Genomic DNA, 13,495 nt, shown 5'->3' with positions numbered 1-13,495 from the left:
ACCTTTTTTACTTTATTTTTACATTTTTTTCAAAAAAACCGATTACTTCGAATCGTAATCGGTTTTTAGGTCTTATTTACGTTGTTTTCGGTCTTGTGGCCGTCTCATTATTTCGCTCATGACGATAGCGTCTTTAACTTTACCAGATCGTAACATTCGTTGATACGGATGCTGTTTAAATTGATGATGCTTTGTTCTTTCCACTTGTAGTGTATCTTCTTCATCTTCAATTAAATCATCTGCCATTGACTCGAAATAATCAATATCCTTTGTTAAATAGTCTTCGATTGATTCTTCTTCTGAATCTCTAGCGTCTAACGATTCATGATTCAACGATTGATTGACAAGTGTTATATTTTCGTCGCTTTCTAATTCATCCATCAAGGATTGATCTTCGTCTATAGAAAGTTGTTTCATTTCACTATCAATCGCGAACTCTTCTAAAACCTTTCTTTTTCTATTTTTCTTTGTTTCTTTTTTTTGGTTTTCTTTTAAATTGCTTTTTAGTTGATTCATCGAACGTTCGGCTGCTTCAATCGCATTTTTGGTTTTTTCACTTAACTTTTCTTCATCAACTTCCAGCTTTTTTACTATATCAAACTTTTTTTCTTTTGATTTAGTATTAATAAACCAAAAGTAGATGAGAATCAATAGAAATATTTCCATGGTTCATCGCCCCTATTCATTTTCATTTTGAATAGTTGGATTGGCAATTGAATCACGCATCGCAGTATCTGATTTTATATTTTGCATTTGATAATAGTCCATTACACCTAAATTACCTTTTTTGAATGCTTCAGCAATAGCTAAAGGAACTTCTGATTCAGCCTCTACTACTTTAGCTCTCATACGCTGAACTTCGGCCAACATCTCTTGTTCTTGAGCAACAGCGAAGGCACGACGTTCTTCGGCTTTGGCTTGTGCAATCTTCTTATCGGCAATTGCTTGATCTGCTTGTAATTTTGCTCCTATATTACGACCTACATCCACGTCCGCGATATCAATCGATAGAATTTCAAATGCGGTACCGGAATCCAATCCTTTTCTTAAAATAGTTTGCGAAATAGAGTCTGGATTTTCTAAAACGATTGAATGTTTTGGCGCACTACCAACGGTCGTTACAATCCCCTCTCCAACACGGGCAATGATAGTTTCTTCACCAGCACCCCCAACTAAACGCTCAATATTAGCTCTCACTGTTACTTTAGCTTTTGCTTTTACTTCAATACCATCCATCGCAACCCCAGCAATGATTGGTGTTTCAATTACTTTAGGATTAACGGAGACCTGTACTGCTTCAAAAACATTACGCCCTGCTAAATCAATAGCTGCTGCTTGCTCAAATTCTAAATCAATATTAGCTCTTTGAGCGGCAATTAGTGCATCGACTACTAAATTAATATTACCGCCCGCTAAATAGTGTGCTTCAAGTTCATCTGTACTGATTTTTAAACCGGCTTTAGTTGCTTTTATAAGGGGGGTAATGATATATGAGGGTACAACTCGTCGTAGACGCATCCCAACTAAATTCCCAATCCCAACTTTCACACCAGAGAAATAGGCTGTAATCCATAATCCTACTGGTACAAATCTAAAGAACAAAGCAATAAATATTATCGCCAAAACAGCAATAATAACTATCGAAACGATGGTTGTTTCTCCCATTTTTTCCACTCCTTTTACTATTCATCTATTTTTCTAAGCAATCATTTAACTATCAATTTTTTCTCACATAAAGCTGGGTCCCTTTGACCCTTGAAATGTATACAGGCTGACTAGCTTCAAGCATACCTTCTTCACTCATCACTTCGTAAACTTGTTGATCTGAGTCTAATTTAATTTTACCAACTGGTCTTAAATCTTCGATAACGAGACCTGTTTCATTTATTAATTTACCATAGCTAACTAAAGTATCTTCATCAACCTGTTTGCCAATTGCTTTATTTAAAACAAATTGAGGTGAGATTTGTAATGTTAATCCCGCTTGATAAGCTATAAAACTTACTGCTAATACCAAACCTACTAGTGCTAATAGTAATAAAATTAAATCAGGAATATCTCTGACTTGTTCAGCTAATGAGTAGATAATGGTGATAACACCTAAAATACCCACAATGCCAAAATCCGGAATATACAATTCAATAATTAAAAATGCCACCCCGATTAGAAAAATAATATAATCGAAAATCGGTTGATTCAATACATCAAAATATACTGCAAAAAGACCGACAGCCACTACAACATTTAGCCATTTAAATTTTAAAAATAACGCTAGCGTTAAAAGCGCTGTTCCCAAAAATAGCCAAATCATTTATCCTCACCTCACTTATTGACAATATTATAACAAATTTTTTTAAAAACCTGTAATAATAACCCTTCTTTCCTATACTTATTAATAAATATTATCATTTACGTTTTTCAATTTGTATGCTTCTTTTTTTCTATTCAAATTTACACTTTGTTTACAATCTATTCTATCTATCGACGACTAAATCGTGTTATGATTAATTTATTATAATATATGGAAGGATTGATTCTATGGCCAGTATTTATACCCATCATCGCTTTGGTTTACAATTGCTTGAATTACTACCTGAGCAATATAAAATTATTGCCGAAACACATCGAGATTATTATTTATTAGGTCAACAAGGCCCAGATATTTTTTTCTTTAATCCTTTAACCTTGATGAAACCAGATAGCCCTGGAATGATTATTCATAAAGAGTCTGGGATAAATTTTATTGAGAATCAAAAAGAGATGCTCCACGATTGCGAATGGAATTCCCCTGAGATGGCTTATTTTATTGGCAGTCTTTGTCACTACTTGCTTGATTCAAATATACATCCACTTGTAAATCAACTAAGTGAAGGAGAATTTTCTCACTTAAATGTTGAAACAGAATTGGACCGTTACTATTTAATCAAAGACCAGAAAAATCCCTTTAAATTCAAACTAGAAAATCTTATTGCGAAAGAGCCAGGTTTTAAAACGGTAATACCCAAATTTTATACTCATTACCGAAAAGGAACACCACAAAATGTTAATTTAGGTATTCGTTTCTTTCGTTATATTAAGTGGTTTTTTCATAGCGAATCACAAATTAAAGAGAATTTTTTAATATCTTTACTTAATTTTACTGGGTTTTCTAACTTTAAGTCTCTCATTATCTTGCAAACTCCTTTTAAGGAAGCGGCGACTGCTAATCCTCAATTGGATGTTATTTTTGAAACTACCTTGAACAAGTCCCCGGCTTTAATTGATAATGTATTTCAATATTTAATGAACGGACACGCGTTGGCTGATGCATTTAAAATAAATTATGATGGAGAATAAACTATGAAAGATTTAACAAAATTAGAAAAAAATTGGATTTTATATGATGTTGGAAATAGTGCTTTTACCCTATTAGCTACTACTATCATTCCGATTGTCTTCAATACTTTAGCTGAGAATAAGGGTTTATCAGAAGATGTCTATTTTTCGTATTGGGGTTATGCCGTCACTATTAGCACGATTATCGTTGGAATCTTAGGGCCTATTTTAGGGGCCAAATCGGATAGTCACGGTCATCGTAAACGCTGGTTCACAATAATGTTAGTTTTCGGTTCAATTGGTTGTATCTTAATGCCATTCTTTCAACATTGGTTATCTTTTCTCATTGCCTATGTTTTAACGAAGGTCTTTTATAATTCATCTTTAGTTTTCTATGACAGTATGTTAACCGATGTTACCACTCCTGAACGGATGGATCGTATTTCCTCTCATGGTTATGCTTGGGGATATGTCGGTAGTACGATTCCTTTTGTCATTAGTATCGCGATAATTTTTGGTAAAGACATGCTTGGTATCTCAACTTTTCATGCTACGATTGCTGCATTTGTAATTAACGCTTTATGGTGGTTCTTATTTTCAATTCCACTCCTTAAAACCTATGAACAAAAACATATCAACACTGAAAATAACGCCAATCAAGTGTTCCAACAATTATGGGCAACCTTACAGCAAATTATTAAAGACCGTAAAATCAGTCTGTTTTTATTATCATTCTTCTTTTATATTGACGGTGTCTATACAATTATTAATATGGCTACAGCTTATGGTACTTCTTTAGGTTTAGATTCCACCGGTTTAATTTTAGCTTTATTAGTTACGCAATTAGTAGCATTTCCAGCTGCACTCTATTTTTCAAAAATTTCTCATCAATATAAAACAGAAACCTTAATAAAAATCTGTATTATTGCTTATGGTTTAATCGCATTATATGCCATTCAATTGGATCAATTATATGAGTTTTGGATTCTAGCAATTGCGGTTGGGATGTTCCAAGGAGCAATTCAAGCATTATCACGTTCCTATTTTGCTAAAATCATTCCTAATGAAAAATCAGGAGAATATTTTGGTATCTTTGACATCTGTGGAAAAGGTGCTTCAATATTTGGAACGTTAATCGTTTCTTTAATTACGTCTTTTACTGGTAATCAACAATATGCCGTGGCATCATTAACGTTTTTATTTATTGCTGGTTTCATTATTTTAAATCTTTCACTAAAAGAACCCGTGGCAAAATAATCATTTGCGGCACGAGAAACCACAAGTGTTGAGGCTGCGCAAAAACTTTTAAAATTCTGTTCAGGCATATCTATTTAATTCAAGGGCAGTGGTTGAGTGGCATCAAACTGCGTCTTAACAAGTTTGAACATAATCTCGAAAAATTCATTCATTTCATTGCTCTTTCATAATCGTCCACATGGGATTAAAAGCTTTAATTTTCATTTTTAGAATTGTCAAGTTAATACCTCTTTCATAGAGTGATAACAAGGATAAGATTTGATTGTTCTACTAAAAAAGATAGCACCCATTTGTCTACAACAGTTAATATGACTTACGTTAGCTCCTAAATTGGTTACTAACTTAATGTTTCAAAAAAAGACGGGATTAGAACTACTGTTCTTCCCGTCTCAATTCTTCGATTTATTTTGCATACTCAACAGCACGCGTTTCGCGTATAACCGTCACTTTAATATTTCCTGGATAATTCATTTCTGCTTCAATTCTATTTTTGATATCTCGCGCAACTTTGATCGCTTGAGCATCATTTAACTCTTGTGGTTTTACCATTACTCTGACTTCACGCCCAGCTTGAATAGCATAACTATGAGAAACACCATCATAGCTGTTAGAAATTTCTTCTAATTTCTCTAGACGACGAATATAGTTTTCAAGTGATTCACTTCTTGCACCTGGTCTTGCGGCAGATAAGGCATCAGCAGCAGCTACTAATACTGCAATTGGTGAGGTCGGTTCAGTATCACCATGATGAGATGCGATTGAATTTACTACAATTTCAGGTTCGTGGTATTTATTGGCGATTTCGGCACCAATTTCAACGTGAGATCCTTCGATTTCATGGTCAAGTGCTTTACCTAAATCGTGTAAAAGTCCTGCTCTTTTGGCCATAGCAACGTCTTCGCCTAATTCTCCAGCCATCACTCCCGCTAATTTAGCTACTTCAATACTATGTTTTAAAACGTTTTGTCCATAACTAGTTCTAAATGACAAGCGTCCTAAAATTTTAATGATGTCTGGATGAAGCGAATGTACGCCAACGTCAAATGTTGCTTCTTCACCAATTTCACGTACTTTTTCATCAATTTCTTTACGCGCACGATCCACCATTTCTTCAATTCTAGCAGGATGAATACGTCCATCTTGAATTAATCGCTCTAAGGCAATTTTAGCAATTTGTCGTCTGATTGGATCAAACCCACTTAAGACGACAGTATCTGGTGTATCGTCAATAATTAAATCGATACCAGTTAAACTTTCTAATGTGCGAATATTACGTCCTTCACGCCCGATAATGCGTCCTTTCAAGTCATCACTTGGTAAGTGTACAACGGTCACAGTATTCTCAGCTACTAAATCAGTTGCAGATTTTTGAATAGCTTGTAAAATAATGTTTTTAGCATTACGATCTGCTTCATCTTTGGCTTTTTGTTCTGAATCTCTGACCATAATAGCAATTTCATTAGATAATTCTTGTTCAGTCTCAGACATAATAATCTCTCTGGCATCTTGTCTTGAAAGAGTCGCTACTCTTTCTAATTCAAGCTTTTGTTCATCGATTAATACTTGAACTTGTTTTTCTTTTTCAGATATTGCTTCTTGGCGTTTGGTATATTCCGTTTCTTTTTTCTCAAGATTTAATTCGCGCTTATCTAGATTGTTACTTTTGATGTCTAAATTTTCTTCTTTTTGCATCAAACGTTGTTCTAATCTAGTTGCTTCATTGCGTCGTTCTTTTAATTCTTGTTCAACCTCATTACGGAACTTTAAGTTATCTTCCTTCGCTTCAAATAATGCTTCACGTTTTAGATTTTGCGCTTGTTTAATCGCATCATCCACAATGGCTTCTGCATTTGCTTTTGCGCCATCGACACGTTTTTCATCATTTTTCTTTTGAATAAAAATCCCTAAAACTAATCCGATTATTAAAGCAACGATAGCGAAGGCGATTGACACTAAGTCCATAAGAGTCACCTCCGTATCATTATTATATTTTATTTCATTTCAAAAAAATTGAAGTTAAATAATTAAAAAATGTGCTTTCACACATCTTTTATTTTAGTCTTTATTATATTAATTGTCAATTGATTTAATATAAGCCTCCATGATACTGATAAGATCAAAAAAGAGATTTAGCAAAAACCTACGTTCTTAGTAAATCTCTTATATTACGATATTTTTATAATCTTCTATATGATACTATTCTAACTCTGGGTGAGCTTCCATATATGTTTTGATCGTATCTTTCGTCTCAGCCTGCATTTCAAAGTAAGCATTCATGACTTGATGAGCAATATGGGTACTTTGGCGCCCAGTGGCCGCTTCTTCTAAATATGGTACAACAACAGTAATCGCAATCTCTGGATTATCATATGGCGCATAACCGATAAATGTCGCATTCGTTACCGGTTGGTTTTGTGCATATTGAATAGGTCCAGAATAAAAAGCTTCGGTAGTCCCTGTCTTAGAACCGACTTTGACTGGATAATTTAAGAAATAGTAACGTGCTGTCCCTTGATCCGTATGGGACACTTGGTACATCCCTTCGTGTATACGATCAAATGCTTCATTTGGTAATTGGACCACATTCATTACTTTAGGATCAATCGAAGTTTTTACGCCACCTAATTCACCATTGGCATCTGTACTCCGTATTTCTTTCACTAATCTTGGTGAATAACGGATACCATTATTCGCAATCGTTGAAACATATTGAGCCATTTGTAATGGTGTATATAAGTCAAACTGTCCATAAGATAAATCAAGAGCCGATACTAATTGGGAACTATAAGGCGTGTATCCTTCTGATTCACTTGGTAAATCAATACCGGTTTGAGTTCCTAAACCAAACTCTGCAAAATACTTACGCATAATATTAATAGTATCAGGTGAAATCGTTAATTGACCGTTTTGTTCCCAACTAGATTGTCCACCAATCATCATCGCCATCTTAATCATGTAAATGTTAGATGATAATTGTAAGGCTTGAATGTCTGTAATCGGTACTTCTCCAGTACGGTTAAAAACGGAACTTTTTTCTTGAGAGGCTTGGAATTTCATAGGTTCATCGACGATGGTATTGTTGGTTGTGTTTATGACTCCGGTTAAATATCCCATAGCAACCATTGCCGGTTTTACAGACGACCCCATTCCGTAACTTGTATTAATAGCACCTAGGGCATCATCGATAATTTTACCCGTATAAGAGTCGGTATTTTCATCATATTCAAACTTTTTACCAGCAATACCTAAAATATCACCATTATTAGGATCCATTGCGACGATATAAACACGGTCATTTAATCCTTGATTGTCCATGTTTTTCAAGGCATTTTCAGCAATTTGGTCTAATTTTGCATTGAAGGCTGTATCAATCGTTAATACCAGATTATCGCCTTTAGAACCCTCAAAAATTTGTTGATTTGATAAAATGTCATCGGTCGAATCGGTTACGACTGTTGAAATGGATTTAGTTCCTCGTAATACATCTTCATATTGTTGTTCTAAAAACGAAATTCCTACACGGTCATTCATCGCATAACCTTTAGCTATTAATTCATTAGCTCTTTCGCTAGGGAGTCCGCGCTGTTCTGTTGAAACTTGACCTAAGATGGAACGTAATAAACCATTTTGAGGATACGTTCGTTGCCAATCGGTACCAATCGAAATGCCAGGTAAAGAACCTAATTGTTCACTGACACGTGCAATTTCTTGTGGCGTCACATTTTGGTTTTTTACTGTTACCGTTGATAATGCATAAGCACTATTCATGTTTTTAAATAAAGCTATTACCTTTTTCTCACCATCAGAATAATTTAATTCTTCTGATTTCACGGCATTTAATTGTTCTTTATAAAAGGCTGAACCCGTTAATTGCTTTTGCTCTTTAGTGAGTCGACTATTAACCGTTGATTCATTATTGATAATAAAATAATCTTTTAAATCACGCTCAGATAATCCTTGAGTTGGAATATCAATTAAAGAAGCTAATTTACGTGCTAAGTCCACTAAATCTGAAGGGGCAACTTTTGAATCGGTATCACGCGTGAAAAGTATTGCCATTTCAGGATGATTCCCCACCAAGATTCGGCCTTGGCTGTCATAAATCATGCCTCGTGGTACTGAACCTGTCGTTAAGGTCGATTCTGTCTTTTGTACCATCGACAAGAAGGTGTCCCCTTTATAAAGTTGTAAATATCCTAATCTCACAAATAATGCCGCAAAACTTAAAAATGCTGCAAAAAACAAAATATTTAAGCGTTTGGGAATATGTGAATTATTCTTATTTTTTTTCAATTTGTATTTAGCCATAGTGTCACTCAATTCTGTTACTTATTTTGATTCAGAATAATCATTTACCATTATAACAAACTATTTAATCTTTGGGGAATAAAATATTATTATCTTTTGATGAACTTTTCATGAATTTAACTGATAATTGTTGATTAAGTAGTGTTTTGCTATAATATAGATATTCTATTTTGGAGGAAAAAAAACCTTGAAATCCAAATCATTTATACCTTATTTTATTAACTTTCTAGTCTTTACTTCAATTTTTTCTTGTATTGCTATTATTTTTAATTTTATTCCTTTTGGCCATAAGACAATGTTAACAATTGATTTAGGTCAACAATATATTGATTTCTATAGTGCCTATCGACAAGCGCTATTAAAAGACCCTTCTCTTTTCATCTATAGTTTTCAAAAAAGTATTGGCGGTGAAATGATTGGTTTATGGGCTTATTATTTAATGAGTCCTTTTAACCTGATTTTTTTGCTTTTTAAACAAGAACAATTAGATTTAGCTGTAACAATAATTACTTATTTAAAACTACTAGCGATGAGTTTAAGTTTTATGTATTGCTGTCGCTATCAATTTAAAGCTTCAATGCTAATGAGTCTGAGTTTTAGTTTAAGCTATGCTTTTATGAGCTACACTATGGTTTATGCCTTAAATATTATGTGGTTAGATGGCCTCATCTTGCTGCCGATTATTGTGATTGGTCTTGATAAGCTTCTAAAAGGAACTTCTTATCTACATTATCTGATTGCTTTAACAGCGATGCTCATGATTAATTACTATATCGGTTATATGATTTGCATCTTTTTAAGTCTCTTTACAATTTACTTATTATCGGCAACAGAAGGCGTTTCATTTAAAAACAGAATCATTCAATATCTTAAATTTGTAGGAACTTCTTTATTAGCTACTAGTTTAGCCGGTATTACTCTCGTTCCTGCTTTTTACTATTTATTAACCAGTAAAGGCGCCAATAGCAATTTTGAATGGTCTTTTGAAACAACGATGGATGGGATGACTTTAATTTCAAAATTATTTTCAAGCAGTTTTATTTTTGATGAAATTAAGGAAGGTGCGCCACCCTTATATGCCGGTGCCCTCATTCTTATTTTATTTGTCTTTTATTTTATAAACAAAGAAATCAAACTTTCTCAAAAAATAACAGCATTCATCATCCTACTGTTTTTCGCAATCAATTTATATTTTAAAGTGCCTAACCAGCTTTTTCATGGGGGTCAAGACCCAATTTGGTACCCTTATCGTTATTCATTTCTAATTACCTTTTTCATGATTTACTTAGCTCTTGAGACGGTGCCGTTAATAAAATTTAAGCAACCTACTATTTTGCAAACCTTAATCATAATTGTTTTATTTAGTAGTTTTTGCTTTTATTATTTAATGCATCAAGCAGACTATTTTTATCTTACAACTCATAATATTTTATTAACAATGATCTTTGCTTTTATTCTCATTTTATTATTTGAAACGAATAGTATGACATGGCACTATAAAGAAATCGTTTTGGTTATGGTGGTAGTAATCGATTTATTTATTAATGGCGTTCAGATTATCCAACAAATGAGCTATGTCGATCAAAGTAAATATCAAGACTATACCCATCTTTTAGTAGAAACAACCACACCATTAAAACCATCGCAAAATGAATTTTATCGTATTCATAAAAATTTTGCTCGCACAAAAGACGAAGCTTTCTTTGCACATTATTATGGATTAGATAATTTTAGTTCAACGATTGAAGCTGCGACTAACAGTTTATTTGGCTATTTAGGTTTACCTGAAACGAGCGGCAATGCTACCTATGCCAATGGCACTCTCTTCACAGATGACTTTTTTAATATTAAATATTTATTGGAAGCCAATATCGAAGCCAATGAACAACTGACCGATGAACAATATTCACTTTCTGCACGCACTAGTGATTTTGATGTGCAACAATACTCTTTAGTGAAGCACTATCAACGGGTTAATGTTTATGAAAATGAGCAACGATTTGGTTTGGGTATTGAAGTGTCAAATCAAATTCTTGATGATTCTAGTACCTTTAAAAAACATGATCCTATCGCAAATCAAGAGCTATTATTGAGATTAATTGATTTCGAAGGTTCAGGACAACCTTATTTCATCAAAAAAGCATTGGCACAGACCAATTTAATTAATGTGAGTATCACGGATAAAACCGAAGGCAACTATTTTACCTATCATTCTTTTATTAACGATGTCTTAGAAAAAGAAAAAGGAACAATCCAATATCAATTTAAAACTGAATCAGATAATCCCTATTACTTTACATTGCCTAGCCAATATGATCATGAAAATGTCAAACTAACGTTAGATAAATTCGACTATCATTTCAGTTCCCCTTTTAGACAAAGACAAGTGACTAATGCTGCTTTTCAGCAAAAAAATCAGACTCATCTTTTTGAGGTTACTTTATTAGAAGAAGAATTAAAAGCTAATCAAATCGCACTTTATGAGTTTGATAATGAGCGTTACCAACAAATGGTACAATCTAAACAAACCAATCTATTTAATATCGAACATTTTTCAAATACAACGATTCGTGGTAAGATAGACTTTAAACAAACAACTGGTCAGTTACTATTTACTATCCCATATGATGAAAACTGGCAAGTAAAAGTCGATGGGAACATTGTTCAAACCCATTCCGTGCTTAATAATACTTTATTATCCATTGACTTAACTCAAGGTGAACATCAAATAGAATTAAATTATTTACCTAAGTCAATTAAGTATGGTACGATACTTAGTATTATTGGATTAGGAATTGTATGTCTTATTCAATTATCAGTTTATATTTATAAAAAGAATGGAGATTTAAATGAAGAAAAACATCTTTAAATTTTTATTGAAAGCCTATAAAGAACCACGTTTATTTATTCAAATCATTGCGGTGAAATTTAGACAATTACGCCACCTAGCCATCGTCGCGATCATGATAGCGGCCACGTCAATGACGATTGGAACTCAATCTTATTTTAATGAAATTTCACAAAATATAGCCAATGCTGCTACTTTTGTTCCGGAATATCAATATATTAATGGCCAATTACAACTCGCTGAAAATGAAAAACCACTTTATTATCGTTCGAAAAATTTTCAATTGGTTATTGATGATTCGATTGAATCTAACAAACAATTAGATGATATTACACTCGAAAAGGACAAAGCAAAAGCCATTGATTCCAATACCTTTATCAATCTTTATCTGTTTAAAAACAGTGCTTTTGCTAAGGTTGGCGGGCAATTTTATCGTTTAAGTGAGACAGAGTCAGGTTTTGTTTCGAAAGCAACTTTAATCCGTTTATTAAATGCCTTGAATGAACATCCTTACATTACACTCTTTTCACAATGGATTAGTTATTTTGTGGTCAACTTACTAACATATGTATTGTTAATATTACTACTCACACTTGTGACGACTGGTTTAAATCATCGTATCTCAACACCCTTTAGTTTTTGGCAACGGATTAAATTGACGATGGCAATTAGCTTTGCACCTTATGTTTTAATTCAAATTGTGAAAATCTTTGTTCCGGGTTTTGTCGGTAGCTTTTTTGCATTAGGTGTTTTCTTGATGATTTACCTTTACCAAATGGTAATACGTCATACCCTTTTTGTTAAAGAGTTTTTATTAAGTCTTACTGAAGAAAAGCCCGGAGATCTATCAAAGTTCAATAATTATTTCCCAGAGCTTGATTATATTGAACCTGAAAATCGTATGGAAAAAGATGATGATAATCCAAAAAAAATCATTATCTCACCTGATATTTTTACCGGTGATGAGTTTAATAAATTGAAACGTCATGACATTGTCAAAGACGTCGATCCCTATTTTAACGATTTAAAACCAATTGATACCAAAGAAGAAGCTTTAGCCAAAATAAAACGTCAATACGAAGAACGTTTAGCTAAAGAAAAAACTAAAGACGAAACCAACCAACAAGATAAAGTGTCACAATCAGACGATGATACACACAAAGATAATACGAATGAAAATCTGACTCAATCTGATGACACAGCACCTCATCATAACGCGAATGAAGACCCGACTGATTCAGATGACACAGCACCTAATGATAACTCTAAAGAAATATCGTCTAATAATTCTATGACAAACATTGATCAGGATGAAGAAGCTGACTCTATTGAAAAAGAATAATATACATTAGACAAATAATTGATCAAATCAAGCAAATGAGCACTTGGACAATAACTTAAGATATTCAATCAAGTAATTGCTCGTTAATAAAAAGCGCTGAGTCGAGTGGTCTCAAACGGCGTCATAAAGAGGTAAAGCATCAACATTGTAAATCCAGTCAAGTTATTGCGCGCTAATTAAAAAGCAGTGGTGGAGTGGCAAATTTAGTGGAAATCATTTTAATGACTACTTCTTGCCTACCACCGAAAATAAATCCTAATCGGACAAAAACACGTTGAACACACAAAATCAAGTGCTCAACGTGTTTTTTATTTGTTACATAATATTGTCATCAAAGATAGAAAATAAGTGATGGCTTGCTAATTAATAGCCCAGTGGTGAAGTGGCCTCAATCTGCGTCTTAATGAGATTGAACATAATCTTGA

Annotated in this window: 9 protein-coding genes; 4 read left to right on the top strand and 5 right to left on the bottom strand. The window is 33.5% G+C overall.

What is annotated here, in order from left to right; all coding sequences use genetic code 11:
• Positions 1-72 precede the first annotated feature (72 nt).
• Genes HMPREF2811_RS07290 through HMPREF2811_RS07280 form a run of 3 tightly spaced genes read right to left on the bottom strand, consistent with a single transcriptional unit; the run spans position 73 to position 2,311 of the window.
• Positions 73-666 carry a hypothetical protein gene (locus HMPREF2811_RS07290; RefSeq protein ID WP_071408768.1) on the bottom strand — a complete coding sequence of 198 codons (594 nt, stop codon included), beginning with the start codon at positions 664-666 and terminating at the stop codon, positions 73-75.
• Positions 667-678: 12 nt separating this feature from the next.
• Complete coding sequence (gene floA / locus HMPREF2811_RS07285; RefSeq protein WP_066126753.1) at positions 679-1,665, bottom strand: flotillin-like protein FloA; 987 nt, start codon at positions 1,663-1,665, stop codon at positions 679-681.
• Positions 1,666-1,717: 52 nt separating this feature from the next.
• Complete coding sequence (locus tag HMPREF2811_RS07280; RefSeq protein ID WP_066126755.1) at positions 1,718-2,311, bottom strand: NfeD family protein; 594 nt, start codon at positions 2,309-2,311, stop codon at positions 1,718-1,720.
• Between the two features lie 227 nt (positions 2,312-2,538).
• Here HMPREF2811_RS07280 and HMPREF2811_RS07275 point away from each other — a divergent pair, with 227 nt between their 5' ends.
• Both HMPREF2811_RS07275 and HMPREF2811_RS07270 read left to right on the top strand, forming a co-directional pair.
• Positions 2,539-3,336, top strand: coding sequence for a zinc dependent phospholipase C family protein (locus HMPREF2811_RS07275; RefSeq protein WP_071408767.1), 798 nt, complete (start codon positions 2,539-2,541; stop codon positions 3,334-3,336).
• Between the two features lie 3 nt (positions 3,337-3,339).
• Positions 3,340-4,572: an MFS transporter gene (locus HMPREF2811_RS07270; protein WP_071408766.1), complete on the top strand. Its 1,233-nt coding sequence runs from the start codon at positions 3,340-3,342 to the stop codon at positions 4,570-4,572.
• A 402-nt stretch (positions 4,573-4,974) separates the two neighbouring features.
• Here HMPREF2811_RS07270 and rny read toward each other — a convergent pair whose 3' ends face one another.
• Together rny and HMPREF2811_RS07260 are read right to left on the bottom strand one after the other, a co-directional pair.
• Positions 4,975-6,534, bottom strand: coding sequence for a ribonuclease Y (rny, locus tag HMPREF2811_RS07265; RefSeq protein ID WP_066126761.1), 1,560 nt, complete (start codon positions 6,532-6,534; stop codon positions 4,975-4,977).
• Positions 6,535-6,768: 234 nt separating this feature from the next.
• Complete coding sequence (locus tag HMPREF2811_RS07260) at positions 6,769-8,880, bottom strand: peptidoglycan D,D-transpeptidase FtsI family protein (protein ID WP_071408765.1); 2,112 nt, start codon at positions 8,878-8,880, stop codon at positions 6,769-6,771.
• Between the two features lie 187 nt (positions 8,881-9,067).
• Here HMPREF2811_RS07260 and HMPREF2811_RS07255 point away from each other — a divergent pair, with 187 nt between their 5' ends.
• Together HMPREF2811_RS07255 and HMPREF2811_RS07250 are read left to right on the top strand one after the other, a co-directional pair.
• Positions 9,068-11,749: a YfhO family protein gene (locus HMPREF2811_RS07255; protein WP_071408764.1), complete on the top strand. Its 2,682-nt coding sequence runs from the start codon at positions 9,068-9,070 to the stop codon at positions 11,747-11,749.
• Positions 11,730-13,070: a DUF1189 family protein gene (locus HMPREF2811_RS07250; protein WP_071408763.1), complete on the top strand. Its 1,341-nt coding sequence runs from the start codon at positions 11,730-11,732 to the stop codon at positions 13,068-13,070. The genes HMPREF2811_RS07255 and HMPREF2811_RS07250 overlap by 20 nt, the downstream gene beginning before the upstream one ends.
• The last annotated feature ends 425 nt before the right edge of the window (positions 13,071-13,495 follow it).

Source organism: Globicatella sp. HMSC072A10 (assembly GCF_001811625.1).
Lineage (GTDB): Bacteria > Bacillota > Bacilli > Lactobacillales > Aerococcaceae > Globicatella > Globicatella sanguinis.
Note: the sequence above shows the minus strand (reverse complement) of the source record. Positions and strands in the feature narration are given on the sequence as shown.